Source organism: Rhodopirellula sp. JB055 (assembly GCF_043100905.1).
GTDB lineage: Bacteria > Planctomycetota > Planctomycetia > Pirellulales > Pirellulaceae > Rhodopirellula.
In genome coordinates this window covers 1-21,483 of sequence record NZ_JBICHO010000127.1, presented here as the reverse complement: position 1 = coordinate 21,483, position 21,483 = coordinate 1, and the positions used below count along the sequence as shown (strand labels likewise).

Below are 21,483 nucleotides of genomic sequence, written 5' to 3'. Positions count from 1 at the left end.
TCGCGTGCCGCAGGGTCTGCAGCACCTGCACGTCTTGCAAGAACCAATGAGCTGCGCGGCCAAAGCCGTTCACCAAGCCTACGAAGCTCAACGCCGGATGAAGGTTTGGAACCCCAAGGTCGCTTACGTCTTGGGTGCCGGACAGATCGGCTTGCTGACCACGTTGGTGCTGAAGCTTCGTGGACTCGAGGTCTTCACGCTTGCCCGCGGCGAAGCTCCGAACTTGAAAGCTGAAATCGTCGAAGGAATGGAATCGACCTACGTCAGCACCTCACAAACATCCATGACGGAATTGGTCGCCAAGACCGGTCGCCCTGATTTGATTGTGGACGCAACCGGATTCAGCCCGCTGGCGTTTGAAGCGATGGAACACATCGGTCACAACGGCGTCGTGGTTTGGACCGGCATCACCGGTGGCGAACGCAAGACCGAAGTTCCTTCGGACAAGATCAACATCGAATGGGTGCTCGGCAACAAGCTCTTGCTCGGCAGCGTCAACGCCAACCGCGGCCACTTCGAAATGGGCATTCGCGACCTCGCACTCGGTGACATGATGTTCCCCGGTGTGCTGGAAAAAATCTTGACCAACCCGGTTGAAGGACTGGACAACTATCAAGAAATGATGCGTTTGCTGGTCGAAGACAAAGATGCCTTGAAGGTGTTCGTCAATGTTGCCACCGCGTGAACGATTGCCAGCCGATGAGATCGACTCGGTTCGCCGAGTCGTCTTGTGCTACCCCGCCCTCCCGCGACACATCGAGCAACTCGAAACGACGCTCGCGGAATTGAAGGCGGACCCGAACTGCCAACTCAACCACGACGTCGAAGTCGTGGATGCAGGCCAAGAACGCATCGACGAGTTGCTTCCCACCGCGGACATCTTCATCGGGCACGCGAAGGTTCCCGTGGACTGGGATCGCGTCTTGGCCGCAGGTCGTTTGGGTTGGATTCAATCCAGCGCCGCGGGCCTGGATCACTGCCTCGTTCCCGGCGTGATCGCGAATCCGAACATCATCGTCAGCAGTGCCTCGGGACTGTTTGCACCTCAAGTCGCCGAGCAAACCTTTGCGTTGTTGTTCGGCGTTTTACGTCGGATTGGCCTGTTTGAACGCGCCCGACCCAAACGCGAATTCATTCGGCTGCCCACCGATGACCTGCGTGGCAAAACCGTCGGCATCGTTGGTCTGGGTGGCAACGGACGCGCTATCGCCGCGAAACTGGCACCATGGGATGTCCGTCTGATCGCAACGGATTACTACCCCGAAGATTGCCCGCCCGAAGTGGAAACGCTGTGGCCGGCCGATCGCGTCAATGATCTGTTCGCGACCAGTGACATCGTGATCCTGACCTTGCCTCTGAACTCATCGACTCGCAAGTGGATCGGAGCCGAGCAGATTGCTGCCATGAAACCAGGCGGCTACTTGATCAACGTCGCTCGCGGTCAGGTGCTCGACGAAGAAGCCTTGGTCGATGCGTTGCAAAGCGGTCACTTGGCAGGCGCTGGCGTCGATGTGACCTACACCGAACCGTTGCCCGAAGACAGCCCGTTGTGGGACGACCCGAATGTGTTGATCACGCCACACGTCGGCGCTCAATCGGCTCGCCGAGTCGATGACTCCAACGATCTGGCCTGCGTCAACCTTCGACGTTACTTCCACGGGGAAACAATCATCAACCGAGTCGATAAAAACCTCGGCTTCCCTCACCCGAATGACTCACACGCAGCTTGGGCTCGATCACAATCATGAGCAGTTGGCGAGCGACTCTTCCCGGCGATGCGATCCTGTTACAAGGCGACCACGCTGAGGGTCCCTTGCTGATGCCACAGACGCATCGCGAATCGTTTGTGGAAGAATTCAATCGCACGTATCGATCGATCAATCTTTCGATCACGATCCGTGAACACGATCCAAGTGATGAGTCAGACGACGCGACCTCCACTCTGCAAATCCAGCAGGCTCAATCGAGCCAGCAGTGATCAGACGGGAGCCGCCATTGGACTTCCCCGTAGTCGAATTCACAGTAGCCGGATTCGCCAGAATTCGGTCGTCGTCAGGGCGAGAGACGCCGCATCACCCAATCGCTCGAGTCGGCGTCGTCGCGTTTGTAAACCAAACGATCGTGCAACCGACTGGGACGCCCTTGCCAGAACTCAAAGGACATCGGCGTCACCGCATACCCACCCCAGTTCTCAGGCAAGGGGATCTGGGTGCCTTCGGGATAGCGAGCTTTCAATTGCGCCAGCGATGACTCCATCGCTTCACGAGAGTCGATGACCGAGGATTGCTGACTCACGTGGGCACCAAGCTGGCTGTCGCGAGGTCGCGAATGAAAGTACTTCTCCGACATCTCTCGCGAAACTTTGTCCACCGTCCCTTGGATTCGAACCTGACGTTGGCAATGGGGCCAAAACAGACACAGCGAGACTCGCGGGTTGGCCCGCATTTGCGAACCCTTGGTCGAGTCGTAATTGGTGTAGAAGAGGAACTTTTTCTCTTCGACACCCTTCAAAAGAACGATCCGGCTGGTGATTTCGCCGTCCGGGTCGCTGGTCGACAAAGTCATGGCATTGGGTTCGAACCAACTGGGCACGTCCTCCAAAGCCTCCTCGAACCAACATTGGAACTGAACCAGGGGGTCACGTTTGGCGTCTTTTTCATGCAGCCCCCCCAGAGAATAGTTCTTTCGCATCTGGTCCATCGCGGGTGGGATGAAATCGCTCATAACTGTTTGAGGCCGGAAATCAGGGGCTTTTAGAGAACTCAGGCGGCCGCAAAATCACATTTGGCGCGCCGCTTGCCTATTTCCTTAGCAGTCTTCACGGGTGACTGTCTTTTTGGCAACCACCCTCTTTCCCAGTCCCATAGGAATTCACATGCAAAACGTGCAAACGGGAGATTTGCTGGTCAGCTCGACATTGGTCGATGGCACCGTGCTCAACCAAGCGGTTTGCCTGTTGGTCCACGAAGACGTTGAACACGCGATCGGGCTGATGCTCAACCGCCCCATGCAAGCCATGGCGGGTGTGATCGCAGTCCAACCCCAAACCGGTGAAACACCCAAACTTCCACGCTGGAACTCGCAATCGAGCGACGAAACGCTGGAACCAGACGCTGCCGCCGACCCGCAACCCAGTGCTCCCGAAGCCCCCATTTCAGATGTCCCCACCGTGATGATCTCCGGTGATCAGAAGGACCAATTGGCTCAACAACTCATTGCGGGAAAGCTATCCAATGGATCACCACTGCATTTTGGAGGCCCCCTGTCAGGTCCGATCGTCGCCGTTCACTCCACCCGCGAATTGGCAGAAGCCGAAACCGGTGAAGGCATTTACGTTGCCGCACAACGTGAAAACCTAGAAGCGTTGATGCAATCCGAGGAACTTCCCTACCGGTTGATCGTGGGCCACTTGGGATGGACCGCCGAACAGCTCGAAAACGAAATTGAAGAAGGCATCTGGCACCGAATTCCCGCCACTTCGGATGTGCTGGCCACCGACGACGCCACGATGTGGCCCCGCATGATCCGGCGAGCCACAGCAAATTCGGTCGCTCGTTGGCTGGATACGACTGACGTTCCTGGATCGGCCGAGTTAAACTGATCGTATGAACCGACCTCGAACAAACCATTCTGACGACAAAGAAAAGCCGTTTCGCATCCAGAAACGACGCTTGGGCCGCATCAAAGTCATCAAGCCTGAGGGCGAATACGGCTTCATCGATTCGGACGATTTCCGCGAAGATGTCTTCTTCCACTTCAAAGCCTGGGAAGCTTACAACGGCGAAACGTTCGACGTCGATTCTTACGTTGAATTCGAATTGGATGACGACCAATTTGAGGAAAAGAAACGCCTGCGTGCCAAAGTCTTCCGCCCCACGGATCGTCCCGACGGCAAAAAATTGTCGGCTCGCGACGCGACGTTCGACCTAGTCTATCACCACCCCAAAGCCCGCCGCAGACGTCCAAGCTGGCGCGACAACCAATCCTGATTCCCAATCCGTTTTGATCAGCGACGAAACAGATCGCTGGTCACGATGGATTCGATCAACTGCGCCGCTGGATAGCCCTCGTTTTCAAGCGGCTTCAGAATCGCGTCGACTGCAGCCCGGTCCGGTGGTTCGATTCGTCGACCGAGTGCATGGGTTAGCAACCGCTCCGTGACGGTCCGAGCGATGAAGTCCTTCCGCTGGACCAATAACTGCTTCAATTCCTCAGGGCCATCAAACTTGGCACCACCAGGAAGTTCGCCGGAGGTAAAAATCGGTCGTCCTGATTTGATGTTGTAAACCTTCCGCGACTGACCAATCGCGTCGAAGCCTTCCATCGCAAAACCGAGCGGATCGATCTTTCGGTGACACTGAAAGCAAGTCGCATCCTCGCGATGCTTCAACAACTGATCGCGGATTGTTTTCGCACCACGCGTATCAGGTTCGATCGCAGGCACGTCATCCGGCGGCGGTGGCGTCGGTGTCCCAAGCACATTTTCCAGCAACCAAACCCCACGTGTCACGGGCGACGTTTCAATGCCGTTGGCAGACACCGTCAAAATGCTGGCTTGGCCCAACAACCCACCACGGCCAAGTTTTCTTTGGATGGGCGACTGCGCGAAATCAAAGCGTCGGAACTCCGAGGCATTCTCCGGCGGGAAGTGATCGTCGACGCCGTAAAGCTTGGCCAAGTCGCGATTGAGGAAGGAATGGGAAGCGGTCAGCAACTCGTCCAGCGAAGCATCGCGATCGATCAAGTCTCGAAAGAACATTCGAGTTTCGGTTTTCATGTCGACTTGCAAATCACCGGAATAGAAAACGGCAAACTCCCTCGGGTCCGGCGGCATCGATCCGAGCGAGCGAAGATCCAACCAGTTGTCGAGAAAGTCGGCCACAAACGCATCGGACTTCTCAGTGGCGAGCAGCCGTCGGGTTTGTTGCCGCAGAGTTTCGGGATCATGGAGCTTTCCTGCATCAGCCAATCGGCGCAGTGTGTCATCGGGCATGCTCGATGTCAGGAAGTACGACAAACGCTCCGCCAACGCATGATCAGAAAGCTGACCGTCTTCCGTCGTTGCGGTTTGGAAATACAAGAACGAAGGGCTGCAAAGCATCGCTTTGGCGGTGTCGGCGTAAGCATCATGCGAAGAGCGTCCAGATGCTATTCGTGAACCATAAAACGCAACCAAGCCTTCGATTTCCGACTCTGTGATCGGTCGTCGGTAGGCTTTGACTGCAAACCGTTCGATTCGATCCCGCACCTCTGATTCGGCCCAGTTTTCTTCGCCGGGCACGTCGCCGCCGAACAAAGCCTGCTGACTCTTAGTAGGCCATTCCACATCAAGCGGTCCGCGAACCTTCACTTCATCAATTCTCAAGTGTGGAAGTGTCCCTTCGCTGATGATGGCAATGCGTTGTTCAAAGATGCCACGCGTGTCGCGAATTTCTTGAGGAAGCAAATTGGAATGCATCCGGTAAATACGGGCGAACGATCCACGGACATCATGCATTCCGTTTTCAAATGTGAATCGCGGAACGAACCCTCGGTCAAGCGGGACCTCAAACCGAATCCACTCAAACTCGTCGTCCGAAACCACAGACTCAGCTAGCAGAGGCTGGATGGGTTGACGATGAGGCATATCACCGACATTCGAATCACCGGGTCGAATTCCCAATCGGAATGGCTCTTCCAAGTCGATTTTGACCGCTCGTTCGCTGTACTTTGTGTCCCGGTGCATCGCTTTCACATGCACCCAAATCTCATAAACGCCATCGACCGGAACGCCTCCGGTAAACGCTTCGATGTGACCGTATCCGCCTTCGGTTTTATCGTTGAATGGATGATCGTAGAGACACAAGTATCGATTGAGAAACGCACGAGTGTGGGCCGTCCGCAATTCCGCCTGTTGCGGGAACTTGCGATGGAACCTCCACTCCTGAGTCCGGGGTCGCTCACTCGGGCCGACCGCCTTCGCGATACACTGTTCGGCCGCATCGAGGTAACGTTCCAACAAGTGCCCGGACATAACCAACGTGTCACCCACATTGTCAAAGTGCTCCGACAAATTGTCCGCCGGAAACTCGTGTGTCGGATCAAACATGGTCATATCGATCTCGAGCAAATCAGAAACGGTTTCTCGATATTCACGACGGGAGAGTCGTCGCAACACGGTGCGACCGTTGGTGCTGCTTGATTCCTGACGCATTCGAGTCAATCGCTGAGTCAACGCATCGATCGCAGCCAAGCGTTCCGTCTCAGAAGGTTGGTCGCCATCTTCAGGGGGCATCGATCGAAGCGTCAACTGATCAATCGCTTCCTGCAACGCTAACTGCGTGTCCCAGTGCGAATCGCCCAAATTGAGTGACTCGAAGTCGCGTTCGCCCGCCGGATCGTCAGCGGTATGACAATCGATGCAATAGTTTTCGAGAAACCCAACGGGGTCGATTGGCTGAGCTTCCTTCGCCAGCCCCGCAACACACGGTTGCAACAGAACGCAAACAACAAACAGCCGAAACACATGCGACGACGACATCACGCCCAACCTCGCAGCGTTCCGGTGCTGGTCGCGAAAGCATCGGTCTCGACTCCGAAGTCTTGCAGCATGGAGACGAACAAATTGGTCAGCGGCGGACGGTCTCTTGCTCTCTCATCAAACGCCAGCAATCGCCCGCTCTTGCCACCACCACCGGCGACGACCAGTGGCAAGTTAGAATTGGTGTGAGAATTCGCGTTGCCCATTCCGCTTCCAAACAACACCGAAGTTTGATCGAGTAAAGGCCCGTACTCATCATGCGTGCTCGCTAACTTGTTGACGAAGCGAGTGAATTGTTCAACTTGGTAGCGTTCGATCGCGACCAGTTTCTCGATATTCTCTTGGCGTTGCCCGTGATGCGACAAAGCGTGGTAGCCGCCTTTGATACCCAAATCATTTGGATTGAAGTCACCACCAATTTCAAGCGTCGCGATTCGTGTCGAGTCAGTCTGCAACGCCAGCACAATCAAGTCGTACAGCAACGGCAAGTCTTCGACGAGATTGCGGTTCTTCGGAGAATCAAACGGAGCTTCGGGCTTCGGCACGTCGATCCAATTTCGACGCAGAGCCAATCTTTCCTCCACATCACGAACCGAAGTCAGGTACTCATCCAACTTGTGGCGGTCCTGTTGGTTCAATCGCTTTTTGAGGTCGTTTGCGTTCCAATGCACCAAATCCAAGATCGATTTCTGCAGTCCAATGCGTTCTGCGGCGGCTTGCTTCTTTTTCGGATCGGTACCAACAAATAGTTTTTCAAACAACTGTTGCGGGCCGGGGATCGGTGGCACTCGCGTTCCACTTCGCGTCCAGGAAAGCTGACACCCGCCGTGGATTCCAGTCTCGCTTCCGATCGTCAATGTCGGAAACCTGGTTTGCCCAGAAATCGATTGGGCGGCGAATTGGTCAAGCGTGATGTTGGCCATTGGCATCGTGTGCGCGTCGACTTGGCGAACACCCGACAAGAACGCATGAATCGCAAAGTGACCGCCTTTGAGTCCGTGATCCAATCCCGAAATCACGGTCAGTTGATCTTCAATCTCCGCGAGAGAATGGCTGGATTCGCCGAACCGCATCTGATGATGTTCGACCAATCCTTGGCTCAATTGCGTGCTGGACGAGGAAGCATTTTCAGCGGGCTGCTTTGGCCAAAACGCGTCGGGATAGAACCCCAGCATGTTGCCAATGCAGACCATCCGTCGTTTCGCTTTGATCCTCGCCGATTCGCGTTTGGTTTCGCCCGCCGACGTTTGATTGGCAGACAACGATGCAAACGCCGGCAAGCCCACCGAAACACCCGCGGCACGCAAAACATTTCGTCGAGAAAACGAATTCATCGCTCTTTCCAAAGGAGGCCAATCTCAAAACCACTCGACCATTCTAGCAGCGATGAGGCAACGCAATGACAAAACGCGTCCCCCGTTCACTGAGAGCAAGGCCCGAAGGGTCGACACGGCCATTGCCGGGACCGTCAGGCCCCGGACAAGAATGCCCACACAAAAAAAACCAAAGGGGTGTCAGGCCGGCAGGAGATCTGCCGACCCTTCGGGCCTCAGGCCGGCGGGACCACCACGGCCGGCAGTTCGACCGGAGCGACGTCCACGTTGACCGACAAAGTCGTGTCTCCGCCGCCCAGCACGATGCCTCGCATGGGACTGATGTCGTCGTAATCGCGGCCCACGCACACCGGGATGTGATCGACGCCGATCTGACATGCGTTGGTGGGATCAAAGTCAATCCAGCCCAACGTTTCTCCGGCGTAGACACTGATCCAAGCGTGCGATTCATCGTTGCCGATCAATCGTGGCTTTCCCGGAGGCGGCAACGTTCGCAGATACCCGCTGACATAACGAGCCGGCAAACCCAAACTTCGCAGACAAGCAATCTGAACATGCGAGAAGTCTTGGCAAACACCCGCCTTCATTTCAAATGCCGCCTCCGTTGTGGTGGCAACGTCCGTGGCGGTCGAATCGTATCGAAAGTCCTCATGAACGTGCTTGGTCAACTCAAGCACCGCATCCAACACCGACAAGCCGTCGCTCATCACCGTTTTCGCGTACGCCGCAAAGTGCTCTGCCAAGGGAACTCGAGGGGATGCGAAAACATATTCCTTGGCCAAAAGATCCGATTGCGTTTGCCCCGCTCGAACCGCATTGGTCAACTCGGCAATCGTCGGAATGTTTTGTGATTCAAATGGGTTGGTGGCGTTCACCTGCACTTGGCTGCTGACTTTGACCACCAACGAATCATGCGGTGATTCAATCGCAAACGAATCGACGATATTCCCAAAGTAGTCCGGGTGCGTATCGATTTTGGCTGGCATCGGTTCAATCGCGACCGAACATTGATTGCACACCACCGAGGGCGGCCGAGTTTGCGGGCGCATCCGAAGTTGATTCAGACAAACCGCGACAGGTTCGCTGTATTTGTACTTCGTTTCGTGAACGATGTCATAAGTGATCGACCGTGGCATTGGATTCACTCGGGAGGCGTTTCAGGTGGCATCAACGATTCATCCAGTGTTTGTTCGCGGTCGCCGGTCAGAGTCTGCTCGGGAGCAGTGTGGATCAGATATCGACCGGCGATCGCATTCGCCAGTTGCGGGATCTTCGATTGAACCAGTTCCAGCAATCGCTCCAGTTCCACACGAGTCCCGACTGGGCTGACTTCGGTCAATGTCGCAACATCTGCGATCAACAAGGGGTGTTGAATCTCGCGAGCCAGACGCTCGTCGGCCCCCAGAGCGACCCGTCCCGGATCGGTCGGCAGATCACTGAGCAGTTGCTGGATGTCGTTGAGTTGAAAACGCAGTGACCGTGGGTTGGTTTCGTCCGTGACGATCAAATCGATGGCGGGCGCGGGCCGAACCAAAGACAAGTATCGCGAACGGTAGGTCATCAAACTGTCCGTTGCATCGAGAATGCTTTCGCAAAGCCCGACTTCATCGGCAATTGGACGCGTCATGGTTGCCAGCAACAATTCCGCTGTTTGGTCCGCCCTTTCCAAGCGACGTCCCAACAGAACAAAACGCCAACCGTGGGTTCGCGTCAGGCTTTCCGCTGTCAAACCACTGAACGCCATCAGGTGAGTGATCAATCGATTGAGTCGTTCCATCGCATGCGACACATTCGGTGTCACCGATCGCTGCACAGCGAAAATGTCTGAGTGCATGCTTTGGAAAATGCGGTAAGCGTCCAGCGAGATGCGGTCTCGCACGGCGGTCGCATTGTGCAGGGCACTGGCAACCGATATCTGCAGGGCTCTTGGATTGGCGGAGTCAAACACACTGGACGGCAACACGCTGTCCAGTTGCGGCATGGCACCGTCGAGCCCTTCAATCACATAGTCCGGTTCCAATTGCCCTACCGCGGCCAGAGCAGCCACCAACCGGGACATTTCGGGCAAATCGCTCAGTTCGTCTTCGCCCACCAAACGTGCCAAAGACGTCCGAAGCAGGCGGGCAATGGATTCACAACGTTCAACGTAACGTCCCAACCAAAACAAATGCTCGGCAACGCGACTTGGCAGTTCCGCTCCACTGCGTCGCAACACAATGGTGCTTTCGTCGTGAGACAACAGCGTCGTTTCATGGTCGACCGGTTTGTCACTCACGATCCAGCAATCTTGCGTCAATTGCCCCTGCGTCGGTGAATTGCTCAGCAGATCTTCTTTGGGACTGACACGTGCCAACGCCCCCGGCAAGACTTCAATGTTGGTCTTGGTCTGCAACACAAACGTTCGTAGCGATACATGCCAAGGCTCGAACCGTTCGCCATGCCACACCGGCGTGACGCTATGTGAAAACCGATGTTGACCAACGAATCGATTGGGATGTGCCTTGATGCGACGAACCAAGGCTTCCTTTTCTTCGGCACTGCTCCGAATCGGCATCACCGGTCGTGTGTCGCTGACAGCGAAGGCATCTCGGATAACCAAATCATCAAGGTTCTCGAGCACATAACGGCGTTCCTTTTCTGCTCCACACCAATACGTTGCCACACTGGGAAGCTGAAGCGTTTCACCCAACAACAACTTCGCTGCCGCAGGCAAAAAAGGAATCAAAGCAGGCATCTCTGCGATCACGCTTCCGATCGAGTTGACAACCGCCAATCGTCCACCGCGTTTGCATCGCAGCAACCCTGTCACGCCTTCGGTCGAATGCGGGTCCATTTCCAATGGATCGCATTTCCGATCCGAAACATGCCTCCACAGGACTTCGATGGGGAGCAAACCACCCAGCGTCTTCAAATGCAAACGTTCGCCACGAACCGCCAAGTCGCGACCTTGGACCAATGTGTATCCCAAGTAACGAGCGAGGTAGGCGTCTTCAAAATCGCGATAGCTGCCTTGCCCTGGCGTCAACAACGCGACTCGCGGGTTGCCGTCCTGACGTGGTGCCAACGACCGAAAGTGGCGCCGCATTGATCCAAAGAACGAAGCCAACCGACGCACGTTCGCGGCGCGACTCAAATGCGGGAACACGCGTCCGTGAACAATTCGATTTTCAAGCAGGTATCCCAATCCACTTGGCGCTCGAGTGCGATCGCCAGTGACCCACCATCCACCATCCATGGCACGAGCTACATCGAAACCCACCAAATGCAATCGATGCCCTGCTGAAACAGGCAGGTTGTGATAGACACGCATGAACCGCGGGTTGTCCCACAACAATTCCGGTGGCAACACGCGTTCGCGAACCAGACGCTGGGGCCCGAGCAAATCCGCCAAAATGGCTTCGAGCACACGAGTTCGTTGCGTCAATCCAGTGGCCAGCCGATTCCAATCTTGATCGGCGATGGCCATGGGCACCGTCGCCAATTGCCAAGGACGGGTCTGGGTGCCTTCACCGGTGTCGACTTGAAACGTCGACCCGTTTTCGCGAATCAGTTGCTCAATTTGCGATTCGCGGTCGTTCAGCCCAGCCGTGCCAAGCGCCATCACTTGGTGGGAAATGCTCTTCCAACAAGGCCGCACCGTGCCATCGGGCAAGCGGCATTCATCAACGCGTTCTGCCATCGAGTTGTAATTCGCCAGCGATAGCCCAAGGGGTGATCCAGAGGGCAAATCGTTGGGTTGGGCTGTCGCGGTGGGAGTCGGCACGTTTACCTGTGATTCGATCGGAGTTGGCAACAGCATCGACCCACGGATCTTCCAACTGGGTCAAACTTCTTGGTCGCGGTTGAGCATTGAAGCCCCATTGTAACCGAGCCCAAGGATTCAACGAATGACCTGGTTGGCGAATGCGTCTTGCCTTCCTCCATCTCCTCCTTGGGTCGGCATTGCTAGCATTTTAGCTTCGGCGGAGGTCCATCGTGACCGGAAACGGCTCGAAACCCGTTCGTGGTGGCAACCCAGGCATCACGATTTCGCCGCCTGTCAGTGTGAATTCGTGGAACCGTGACGCGCGTCGCGATTCGGCCTCCTTCGGGTTGACAGGGAACCGTTCGTGGCTGAGCCCACCTGGATGCACGGTGTGATAGGTGCAGCCCCCCATTGAACGGCGTGCCGCACGATTCACCAAATCAAATCGCAACGGTGTGTGAACACCAATGGTCGGGTGCAAACAACGAGGCGGCTGCCAAGCTCGGTAGCGGATCCCGGCCACGTATTGCCCGGCGACTCCGGTGGCATGCAGCGGAACTTCCCGACCGGCGACCATCAACGCATGACGATCCGGCTCCAAACCTTCCACCAACACCTGCAATCGTTCCAGCGACGAATCGACAAATCGAGTCGTGCCGCTCGAGCCCGGTTCTTCGCCCATCACGTACCACGGTTCGATGGCACTGCGCAGTTCCACTCGCATTCCATCGAGGACCATTTCACCGATCAATGGGAAGCGGAACTCGTGATGCACGGCGAACCAATCCGCTGACATCGGAGATCCCTTGGCATTGAGTTCACCGATCAATTGCGTGAAATCCTGCCAAGCAAAGTGCGGCAACAAAAACTGATCGTGAAGGCGTGTGCCCCAATGTTGAATCGGTCGGTCATAGGGTTGCTGCCAAAACGCAGCGACGCACGACCGGATCAACAACAACTGAGCCAAACTCATTTGCTCGTGCGGTGGCATTTCAAAGCCACGCAATTCGACCAACCCCAAACGTCCGGTTGAACTGTCAGGCGAATACAGTTTGTCGACGCAGATTTCGGCGCGGTGTGTGTTCCCCGTCAAATCGACCATCAAATCGCGGAACAATCGGTCCACCAACCACGGTGGGACATCCGTTTCCGTTGGCGGCAACTGGCTCAGTGCAATGTCCATTTCATAGGCCGCATCTTGTCTCGCCTCATCCATCCGCGGTGCTTGGCTGGTCGGGCCAATGAAGCGACTGCTGAACATGTACGAAAGCGACGGGTGGTTGTTCCAAAACCGAATGAAGCTGGCCAACAAATCGGGACGTCGCAAGAACGGACTTTCGTTGGTCGAGCGTCCACCCAAGACAATGTGGTTTCCCCCACCGGTTCCGGTGTGGTAACCGTCCAAGTCAAACTTCTCGGTTCCCAAGCGTGACTTGCGAGCCTCGTGATACAGCGATTCCGTCAATTCCACCAACGCATCCCAAGAAGCGGTGGGTTGGGTGTTGACTTCGATCACACCCGGATCGGGCGTGACTTTGAACAACTCAATTCGATCATCCGCAGGAGGCAGGTATCCTTCGATGATGACCGGCAATTTCGTCGACGCACAGGTTTGCTCAATCGCCGTGATCAAATCCAGGTAGTCTTCGATCCGCTGGGTCGGCGGCATGAAGACATACAGACGCCCATACCGGCACTCCACACACAGCGCGGTTTGCACGACGTCTTCGCTGGTTGGCAGATTGTCATCGTCTTCTTCGTCCAAGACCTGAGGATGAATCCGCGTACGAGGATCCTCCTGAGCGTCTTCCCGATGCTGGGCTCGAGGATCTTGTTCGTTCCCGCGTGGCATGTCCGACGGTGGCAATGGTCCATGCGGAGCGGTGGGATCCATCGGCGCCGTGTAAAACGGAGCTTCCGTTGCCGAAGCAATCGGCAGTCGGTCCAATGGCAATCGCAAACCGATCGGCGAATCACCAGGGATCAGATAAACCCGCTCGCTGCGGACTGGCCATCGGCCACTGATCCAACCTGGACGGGCTTGCCACCATGCTCGACGAATCGGCAACACGTAACCAACCGGCGACCCCAGACCGGCGTTGAACGTCCGCATCATCATCGCACGTTCGTTAGGGTCATCTAACTTGGGATCTGCTGGGTCGACATCGATCGGCAGCCGGTTCTCACGCCACAGGTAATGAAAGACGTCTTCATGAACTGGGAAGGTCATGCGAGCACTGACATTCAGTTCCCGAGCAAGCGTCTTCACGAAACGATCCGCATCCTCATGGGTGTGTCCGTAGTCCTTCCCTTCATCCGCGATCCATTGATCGTCATGCCAAATGGGTTGTCCATCGCGACGCCACAAGCAGGTCAGCGCCCAACGGGGCAATGACTCACCGGGATACCATTTGCCTTGACCATAGTGCAGCAGGCTGCCAGGTGCCCAACGTTCACGAAGCCGAGTCAGCAAGACGTTGCTGAGCACACGTTTTTCTTCGCCAACCGCGTCGGTGTTCCACTGCGGATCATCCATGTTGTCAATCGACACAAACGTGGGTTCGCCACCCATGGTCAATCGTACATCGGCAGCGTCCAGTTGTTCATCGATTGCTCGACCCGCATCCAGGATCTCCTTCCAAGTGGAATCCGCATACGGTTTCGTCACACGTGGGTCTTCATGAATTCGCGTGACCGTCATCTCGTGTTCGAACTCAACCTCACACGGTTCGTGCCCACCGATGATCGGCGCGGCATCCGTGAACGTCGGCGTGCAGGCCAGCGGAATGTGCCCTTCGCCGGCCATCAAACCACTGGTTGGATCCAACCCAACCCATCCGGCTCCTGGCAGATACACTTCCGTCCAAGCATGCAAATCGCAGAAATCTTCCGTGGGACCATTGGGCCCATCCAACGACTCCTGATCCGCGGTCAACTGGATCAAATAGCCCGAGACAAACCGTGCGGCCATTCCCATGTGACGGAATGCATTGACCAACAACCAAGCCGAATCGCGACACGATCCACTACACAGCGTCAACGTTTCTTCGGGCGTCTGGACCCCCGGTTCCAAGCGAATTTTATAATCGACCTTTGCTTGAGCGGCTCGGTTGACATCCACGAGGAAGTCAATGATTCGCTCGGACTTTTTCGGAAGCGTCTCCAACCACTTTTCGAACTTGGGCGTCATCTCAACGGGGGCGAGATAACTGGCCAATTGGCGTTTGACTTGAGCGTCGTACTCAAACGGCCATTCTTGTGCTGAGTCATCGACAAAGAACTCGAACGGATTGATGACGGTCATGTCCGCGACCAAGTCCACACAGACGGTGAAATGATCTGTCGGCTTTTCGAAGACCAATCGTGCGACCGGGTTGGCAAATGGATCCTGTTGCCAATTGCAGAAATGGTCCTCGGGCGAGATCGCCAAATTGTACGACACAATGGGAGTCCGGCCGTGATAGGCCGGACGCAATCGAACCTGCTGAGGACCGACCATGATCGGTCGTTCGTACTGGTACGATGTCTTGTGATGGAGCGCGACGCGGATCGTCATGAATTTACCGAGATTTGAAAATAGTCTTGACCAAGAGCTTCACCGATTCGGTTGATCTCGGATTGCACCGAATCAACAAATTGATGCATTCCGCCCGCCAGGGCTTCTTCGACTTGCGTGTGAGCCAAACGATGTTGCAGAGCGTCGAGTATCGGCCCCGTTGTGCGAGGCATATTGCTTGTAGAAGCCGCTTCAATTTCTCCGAGTGACCAGTTGGCTGATGCGATGCAGTGGTGGATGGACCGTGGGAAGCTGCGATTGAACAGGAAGAAGTCGACGACCTTCTCAATCTCAATTCGATGATGGTTGCGGCGATACGCTTCGATCCCACTGATCGCCAGCAACAATGCTGACCACTGCAAATCGTCCACCGCCGTGCCCACATCAGCCAAGTTGGGGAGCAGATTGAAATACTTCACATCCAAAATGCGAGACGTCTTGTCGGCTCGTTCGAGCATGCGACCCAAGTTCGCGAAGTGCCAACCGGTGTCCTGGGCCATCGTGCTGGCGAACACGCCGCTCCACAGCAACGTTTGCTTCCGGACGTCGTCAAAGAACTGACTGGTCGGGTCCATCGCCGCCGCAGACGAGGCTTCGCCGACGAAATGGTAAAACTGATTGAGTTGTTCAAACGCTTCGGACGACAACGTTTCGCGAACGCCCCTGGCATTTTCGCGTGCCGCACGCAAGCACGAAACCATGCTGTTGGGATACTCGTCGTCGAACGCCAAAAACTGAACGACATTGCGACTGTCTGGTTTGCCGTACTTCTCTTCGAACCACTCCTCGTCCGCGGTGACTTGCACCAATGGACTCCAGGGATCAACCAAGTTCTCCGGTTGATCCAAGATCAAATTCAATGTGACCTCCAAGAAACGTGCGATGTTTTCTGCACGTTCGACTTGGCGACTCATCCAGTAAACGGATTCAGCAACGCGTGAAAGCATATCAGTGGTGTCAGCGAAGAAAAGAAAAAGCGGCAGCGGATGACGAGGGAAGCAGCGACGGAGAACGAGTGTGAAAGCGGCAAAGCCACGATGGAGGAAGGCCCCCAGCCAAAGGTTCGTTACGGTCGAGCGACGGTTTCACCGGCTTGGGCCACCACCCAGGTATCTTTGCTGCCGCCACCTTGGGATGAGTTCACGACCAGACACCCCTTCTTCAGGGCCACCCGTGTCAAACCGCCAGGTAAAACCCACACGTCATCGGGACCGTCACAAAGAATGTAGGGGCGCAGGTCAACATGCCGCCCTTCCAGATGGTCGCCCACCATGGTCGGAACCCGAGACAACTGCAACGTCGGTTGAGCGATGTAATTGCGAGGATTCTCAATGATCTTCGCAGCGAACTCCTGGCGTTCTTCTGGCGTGGCATGTGGTCCGATCAAAATGCCGTAACCGCCCGACTCGCCGGCGGCTTTGACCACCAATTCATCCAAGTGATCCAGCACATACGAGCGATCCTCGTCTCGAGCGCACAGGTACGTTGGAACGTTCGACAAAATTGGTTCTTCGCCCAGGTAATACCGAATCATCTCCGGGACATACGCGTAAACGACTTTGTCATCGGCCACGCCGGTTCCAGGTGCATTCGCCAGAGCCACGTTGCCCGCACGATACGCTGACATCAATCCAGGGACCCCCAACACCGATTCGGGATTGAACACTTTCGGGTCCAAGAAAGTGTCATCGACACGTCGATAGATCACATCAACGTTTTGCAGACCGTTGGTCGTTCGCATGTAAACCCGGTCATCCTTGACCAACAAATCGCGTCCTTCCACCAACTCAACACCCATTTGATGAGCCAGGAAGGAGTGCTCGTAATACGCGCTGTTGTAGACCCCCGGTGTCAAAACAACGACGTTGGGATCCGCAACATGACTGGGCGCCATACACCGGAGCATCTGGTACAGACGCGCCGGGTAGTCACTGACGGGTCGAACCATCGAGGCCGCAAAGGCTTGCGGGAAGTTACGTTTCATCACCGAACGATTTTGCAACACGTACGAAACGCCCGAGGGACAACGCAGATTGTCTTCCAAGACAAACACGTTGCCGTCGTTGTCGCGTACCAAGTCGGTCCCAGTGATGTGACACCAAACATCGTGCGGGGGTCGCAAACCTTTGCACTGTGGCAAATAGGCGGGGCAAGAGTCGACGACGGATGCCGGAACGATCCCATCGTCAATGATTCTCCGCTCGTTATAGACATCCGATAAGAAACGGTTCAGCGCGCGAATGCGCTGTTTCAAACCGCTGTCGATGTGCGTCCAAACATCGGGTGCGATGATCCGCGGAACAATGTCAAACGGCATGATCTTTTCGGTGCCAGCGGAATCGCTGTAGACCGTGAACGTGATGCCCATTTGATACAGCGATCGTTCAATCGCCAACTGACGGCGATTCAGTTCTCCTGCCGGCAAACGATTGATCAAATTCACCAGCGCAACCGAATCGGGCCGAGCACAAGCGTTTTCGTCCACCACTTCGTCAAAGAAAGACTCCGTCTCGTAACCCTCCAAAAACGGAACGGGTTCCGAGGAAGCCTGCAGCGGTTGGTTCTGCGATTGACCGGACTGTGCCTGTGCCATCCGCGACTGAGATTGTTGCGACTGATTTTGCATGGAGCGATGGACCGATCCGAATTCACGAAATCGGTTAACAGAGTAAACACGACGAAACACGCCTCCTTTCCAACAAGGTTGAAAAGGATGGGGTTCACGGTCAGTCCGCCCCTGACCAGTACGCTGCAGTGTATCTCAATGGGTGGTATCAATGAAACATATTGAATGCTGTTCGTTACAAAGAAGAACAGATTCCCTCCGACGTCGATTAGCTGCGCCGTGCATGCCGTAAGCCCGTCTTTTCGGCCGTCAAACTGCACCGGAAACGGACAACACCACGGGTTCAAATTTCACGTGTTTGACTGCTGCGCCACCATTGTAAAAGTCAATCCCTGCGACATGGACACCATCGAGACATCGATGCGTGTGCCCAAAGACAACTCGCTGTAGATCGTGGTGCAACCAAGTCGGCTGCTGACGCGCCCAGTGCAGCAATCGCAAGCAAGTGGAACGGCGTCGATGAGCGACACCCGCGGCGGCCAAATGCAATCGCGCGGTCACCGCCGCATCGTAGAAACCATTCTTCAGATTCGCGGGCGACTTGTCCGATTCATGCGCCCAACGATTTCGATACCGGGCCAAGCCAGCCGAATGGCCGCCTCCCTCAATCACGTCTCCATGCACCATCAACAAATCCGCCAACCGAATCGCATCCCAATCCACATGGACGGCGCCGGGCTGCAATCGCAGTTGCACCCGCGCCGCAGGCTGTTCAGATCCCTGCAGCAGACTTCTGGAATCCGGAATCGTTGGCGATGTGTCGTCTTGCTGATACGGCTGCGCCCAATCCCGAAGCGATTGGCGAAACGAGGCTTGCGCGTCGTGGTTGCCATTCAGATAAATGAAAACCTTGCTCGGAAACTCCGCTCGCCACGCTTCCAACCACTCGATCGCAGCGGTTCGCGAAACATTTCCATCGCCAAGTCGACTCCAGCAGAAATCAAACAGATCACCTCCCCAAACACAAACGTCCGAGGCTTCGATCGCCCGCCGAATCGCCGCCTCATGCCGTTCAATATGGCAACGCGAGCTAAACAGATGTAGATCGGAGATAAACGCGAGTTGAACGGGAGCGACCAGATCAGGAGCGGGAACTAATTCCGCCAACCTGGGCGACGTGTTACCGTGCTTGGGCAACTGTTTCTTTCGACGTTTCAACATTTCTCTCTCGCATGGGTTGGTCAACCATGACCTTTCCTCCCCCAGATTCCACAACTGACGAATCGGCCTCTCCAGAGTACGATACCGCAAACTCCACCGCGAATTCCGTTCCCACCGACACGAACGAAGTTGCCCGCCACGGATGGAAAGCCTTGGTGGCCCTGGTCGCAGGTGCCGCGATCGTTGGCCTGATCCAATGGCGGGCCCCCGAAACGGACTACCAAAAAGCTCTGCTGCAAAGCTTGGCGGCCGGTGGAATCGCGTCATTGGTCGTTTTGTACCAGTTGCAGCGTGCCAGTTTGGCGGCCCGAAAAGGCTGGTTGGTGCCAACCGTCTGCCTGGCACTGATCCTATCCGCAGTCGTGCTGCTACGATTCGAAAGTTTTTCAGGGGAAATGGTTCCCCGATTCTCATGGCGATTCGGTCGCTCCAACACGCCCGCCCTCAAGACAACGCCTTTGACCGAGGCCAATTCCGCGACCGGGGAAAACGAACTGGCTGATTCCGAGGGGCCAACTGATTCCCAGGGCACGTGGCGTGAATTTTTGGGAGATCACCGCACCGGAATCCTCACGGAACGTCGCTTCGAGATTCCCACTTCTGCCAATCAAGTGACCCGCCGCTGGGACATCGGCATTGGAGCAGGCTGGTCCTCTTTTGCGGTCTCAAGTGGCATCGCCGTGACACTGGAACAACGCGATGAGATGGAATGCGTCTCGGCCTATCGACTCTCTGACGGTCAGTTGCTGTGGCTGGTTGAGCACGAAGCCAATCACTTTCAAGCTCTCGGTGGAGGCGGCCCGCGATCCACCCCCGCAATCGTCCCCGCAACCGAATTGTCGCCAGCAAAAGTCTATGCCCAAGGTGCCACCGGAACCGTCTGGTGCTTGAGCCTCTCTGACGGGGAAATCCTCTGGCAACGTGACTTGCTGGAAATCACCGGTTGGAACCAAGACGATTCCGAACAAGCGATCTCGTGGGGCCGATCGGGTTCACCATTGATCGTCGACAATCTCTGTGTGCTTCCACTGGGTGGTCCCGAATCAGAAGCGGTCGCCGGTCGATCATTGGTTGCACTGGATGCCGCCACGGGCGAAACCCGCTGGCGAGCCGGCAAGCAACAAATCAGTTACGCGTCTCCCATGATCATGACGCTTGGTAAGAAACGCCAAATCGTCTCCGTCAACGAAGCCGAGATCACGGGTCACGACGTAGCCACTGGTAAAATCCTGTGGTCATTTCCGTGGGAAGGCAAATCGAACTCCGGTGCAAACTGTGCCTCCGCAATTCCAGCCGGTAAAAATCAGTTCTTGATCGGCAAAGGATACGGCGGCGGCAGTTCATTGATCGAGGTCACCCGTGCCGACACCCCATCCGCGTCAACGACCGCATCTTCCGCTGCCTCTGACTTCGTCGCGAATGAAATCTGGCATTCGTCCCGAGTCTTGAAAACGAAGTTCAATCACGCGTTGGTCCACAACGGCGTCGCGTACGCATTGAGCAACGGTGCCCTGCAAGCGGTTGAGATTGAATCTGGCAAACGCCTGTGGGAACAATCCCGTCGTGATCGCTTTGGGCAAGGGCAAGCCGTGTTGGTCGAAGACGTGTTGGTTGTTCAATCCGAAGAGGGCGATGTGGCGCTAGTCGCCGCTGATCCCGAAGAATACCGCGAGCTGATCCGCATCCCGGCTTTGGAACACAAGACCTGGAACATTCCCACTGTGGTCGACAATCTAATCCTTGTCCGAAACGCACACCGAGCCATCGCACTGGAGCTTCCGCAATGACTTCTGTCTCTTCCTCTTTATTTGTGAATTCGGATCCCTACCCCGATCCTGAAACAATCGAACCGTTGGATTTCCTCGTGGTTGCGCCTCACCCCGATGATGCCGAATTGGGCATGGGTGGCACGATCATGCGAATGATCGATGAAGGCATGCGGGTCGGCGTCTTGGATCTGACAACCGGTGAACCCACCCCGCACGGCAGTCTCGAGATTCGCCGTCGAGAAACGGCTCGAGCAACCGAAATCATGAAGCTGACATGGCGGGGCAACGCCGGGTTAACCAACCGTGCGGTCGAAGCAACCCTGCCCGCTCGAGAACACATCGCATCGTTCATCCGATGCCTGCGACCTCGATGGTTGTTTGCACCGTACTACCATGACGCTCACCCCGACCACGTTGCGGCGACTCAGTTGGTCGAAGCGGCCCGCTTCCACTCCAAGCTGAGCAAAACACCGATGCCCGGACCGCGACACCATCCTGAGCGTCTCTATTACTATTTCTGCATCCACCTTCGGTTGGCGGTGCAACCCAGTTGGATCGTGGACATCTCAGAACAATGGGACCGCAAACTAAAGTCCATTTGCGCCTACGAAAGCCAATTCATCACCGGTCGTGATCCGGGACCGCCCAGCTTGACGGATCGTTTTCGCGACGATGCCGCCTACTGGGGTCGCCTGATCGAGCGGCAATATGGAGAACCGTTTGCAACGAAAGAACCGCTTGCAATGACCAGTTTGCGAGATTTACTCTGACC

At 55.8% G+C, this 21,483-nt stretch carries 15 protein-coding genes and 1 pseudogene; 7 read left to right on the top strand and 9 right to left on the bottom strand.

From position 1 onward, the window contains the following. From ACF8AM_RS05300 to ACF8AM_RS05290, 3 genes and pseudogenes are all read left to right on the top strand, one after another. Positions 1-685 (top strand): annotated as a pseudogene (locus ACF8AM_RS05300) (glucose dehydrogenase); the annotation flags it as partial. Further along, positions 669-1,748, top strand: a complete 1,080-nt coding sequence (locus ACF8AM_RS05295) for a D-2-hydroxyacid dehydrogenase (protein ID WP_392554628.1) — start codon at positions 669-671, stop codon at positions 1,746-1,748. The pseudogene ACF8AM_RS05300 and the gene ACF8AM_RS05295, both read left to right, overlap by 17 nt. After that, the gene (locus tag ACF8AM_RS05290; RefSeq protein WP_392554627.1) at positions 1,745-1,978 is read left to right on the top strand and encodes a hypothetical protein; all 234 of its coding nucleotides are present in this window, start codon (positions 1,745-1,747) and stop codon (positions 1,976-1,978) included. Before ACF8AM_RS05295 ends, ACF8AM_RS05290 begins: the two co-directional genes overlap by 4 nt. A gap of 74 nt (positions 1,979-2,052) precedes the next feature. Here ACF8AM_RS05290 and pdxH read toward each other — a convergent pair whose 3' ends face one another. Further along, positions 2,053-2,724 carry a pyridoxamine 5'-phosphate oxidase gene (gene pdxH / locus ACF8AM_RS05285; protein ID WP_392554626.1) on the bottom strand — a complete coding sequence of 224 codons (672 nt, stop codon included), beginning with the start codon at positions 2,722-2,724 and terminating at the stop codon, positions 2,053-2,055. A gap of 151 nt (positions 2,725-2,875) precedes the next feature. Here pdxH and ACF8AM_RS05280 point away from each other — a divergent pair, with 151 nt between their 5' ends. After that, entirely contained in the window at positions 2,876-3,601 is a 726-nt protein-coding gene (locus ACF8AM_RS05280; protein WP_392554625.1) for a YqgE/AlgH family protein, read from the top strand. 4 nt (positions 3,602-3,605) lie between these two features. Next, a complete protein-coding gene (locus tag ACF8AM_RS05275; protein WP_392554624.1) occupies positions 3,606-3,989 on the top strand; it encodes a cold shock domain-containing protein in 384 nt (127 codons plus the stop codon). 17 nt (positions 3,990-4,006) lie between these two features. Here the strand turns inward: ACF8AM_RS05275 and ACF8AM_RS05270 are convergent, their stop codons facing one another. The 8 genes from ACF8AM_RS05270 to ACF8AM_RS05235 all read right to left on the bottom strand — a co-directional run bounded on the left by ACF8AM_RS05270 (position 4,007) and on the right by ACF8AM_RS05235 (position 18,888). After that, positions 4,007-6,520, bottom strand: a complete 2,514-nt coding sequence (locus ACF8AM_RS05270) for a DUF1592 domain-containing protein (RefSeq protein ID WP_392554623.1) — start codon at positions 6,518-6,520, stop codon at positions 4,007-4,009. After that, entirely contained in the window at positions 6,520-7,854 is a 1,335-nt protein-coding gene (locus tag ACF8AM_RS05265) for a DUF1552 domain-containing protein (protein ID WP_392554622.1), read from the bottom strand. The genes ACF8AM_RS05270 and ACF8AM_RS05265 overlap by 1 nt, the downstream gene beginning before the upstream one ends. Positions 7,855-8,069: 215 nt before the next feature. Further along, entirely contained in the window at positions 8,070-8,990 is a 921-nt protein-coding gene (locus tag ACF8AM_RS05260; RefSeq protein ID WP_392554621.1) for a transglutaminase N-terminal domain-containing protein, read from the bottom strand. Between the two features lie 5 nt (positions 8,991-8,995). After that, the gene (locus ACF8AM_RS05255) at positions 8,996-11,653 is read right to left on the bottom strand and encodes a circularly permuted type 2 ATP-grasp protein (RefSeq protein WP_392554620.1); all 2,658 of its coding nucleotides are present in this window, start codon (positions 11,651-11,653) and stop codon (positions 8,996-8,998) included. Positions 11,654-11,807: 154 nt separating this feature from the next. Next, a complete protein-coding gene (locus tag ACF8AM_RS05250) occupies positions 11,808-15,155 on the bottom strand; it encodes a DUF2126 domain-containing protein (RefSeq protein WP_392554619.1) in 3,348 nt (1,115 codons plus the stop codon). Then, entirely contained in the window at positions 15,152-16,102 is a 951-nt protein-coding gene (locus tag ACF8AM_RS05245) for an alpha-E domain-containing protein (RefSeq protein WP_392554618.1), read from the bottom strand. Before ACF8AM_RS05245 ends, ACF8AM_RS05250 begins: the two co-directional genes overlap by 4 nt. Before the next feature lie 119 nt (positions 16,103-16,221). Continuing rightward, a complete protein-coding gene (locus ACF8AM_RS05240; RefSeq protein WP_392554617.1) occupies positions 16,222-17,781 on the bottom strand; it encodes a circularly permuted type 2 ATP-grasp protein in 1,560 nt (519 codons plus the stop codon). 249 nt (positions 17,782-18,030) lie between these two features. Continuing rightward, a complete protein-coding gene (locus tag ACF8AM_RS05235) occupies positions 18,031-18,888 on the bottom strand; it encodes a metallophosphoesterase (RefSeq protein WP_392554629.1) in 858 nt (285 codons plus the stop codon). Between the two features lie 80 nt (positions 18,889-18,968). Here ACF8AM_RS05235 and ACF8AM_RS05230 point away from each other — a divergent pair, with 80 nt between their 5' ends. Together ACF8AM_RS05230 and bshB1 are read left to right on the top strand one after the other, a co-directional pair. Then, positions 18,969-20,729: a PQQ-binding-like beta-propeller repeat protein gene (locus ACF8AM_RS05230; RefSeq protein ID WP_392554616.1), complete on the top strand. Its 1,761-nt coding sequence runs from the start codon at positions 18,969-18,971 to the stop codon at positions 20,727-20,729. Further along, entirely contained in the window at positions 20,726-21,481 is a 756-nt protein-coding gene (bshB1, locus tag ACF8AM_RS05225; protein ID WP_392554615.1) for a bacillithiol biosynthesis deacetylase BshB1, read from the top strand. The genes ACF8AM_RS05230 and bshB1 overlap by 4 nt, the downstream gene beginning before the upstream one ends. Positions 21,482-21,483 lie beyond the last annotated feature (2 nt).

Bases quoted from the DNA above. Each gene is read 5' to 3' on its own strand.
- ACF8AM_RS05295 (WP_392554628.1), top strand. From the start codon at position 669: ATGTTGCCACCGCGTGAACGATTGCCAGCCGATGAGATCGACTCGGTT.
- ACF8AM_RS05290 (WP_392554627.1), top strand. From the start codon at position 1,745: ATGAGCAGTTGGCGAGCGACTCTTCCCGGCGATGCGATCCTGTTACAA.
- pdxH (WP_392554626.1), bottom strand. From the start codon at position 2,724: ATGAGCGATTTCATCCCACCCGCGATGGACCAGATGCGAAAGAACTAT.
- ACF8AM_RS05280 (WP_392554625.1), top strand. From the start codon at position 2,876: ATGCAAAACGTGCAAACGGGAGATTTGCTGGTCAGCTCGACATTGGTC.
- ACF8AM_RS05275 (WP_392554624.1), top strand. From the start codon at position 3,606: ATGAACCGACCTCGAACAAACCATTCTGACGACAAAGAAAAGCCGTTT.
- ACF8AM_RS05270 (WP_392554623.1), bottom strand. From the start codon at position 6,520: ATGTCGTCGTCGCATGTGTTTCGGCTGTTTGTTGTTTGCGTTCTGTTG.
- ACF8AM_RS05265 (WP_392554622.1), bottom strand. From the start codon at position 7,854: ATGAATTCGTTTTCTCGACGAAATGTTTTGCGTGCCGCGGGTGTTTCG.
- ACF8AM_RS05260 (WP_392554621.1), bottom strand. From the start codon at position 8,990: ATGCCACGGTCGATCACTTATGACATCGTTCACGAAACGAAGTACAAA.
- ACF8AM_RS05255 (WP_392554620.1), bottom strand. From the start codon at position 11,653: ATGCTGTTGCCAACTCCGATCGAATCACAGGTAAACGTGCCGACTCCC.
- ACF8AM_RS05250 (WP_392554619.1), bottom strand. From the start codon at position 15,155: ATGACGATCCGCGTCGCGCTCCATCACAAGACATCGTACCAGTACGAA.
- ACF8AM_RS05245 (WP_392554618.1), bottom strand. From the start codon at position 16,102: ATGCTTTCACGCGTTGCTGAATCCGTTTACTGGATGAGTCGCCAAGTC.
- ACF8AM_RS05240 (WP_392554617.1), bottom strand. From the start codon at position 17,781: ATGCAAAATCAGTCGCAACAATCTCAGTCGCGGATGGCACAGGCACAG.
- ACF8AM_RS05230 (WP_392554616.1), top strand. From the start codon at position 18,969: ATGACCTTTCCTCCCCCAGATTCCACAACTGACGAATCGGCCTCTCCA.
- bshB1 (WP_392554615.1), top strand. From the start codon at position 20,726: ATGACTTCTGTCTCTTCCTCTTTATTTGTGAATTCGGATCCCTACCCC.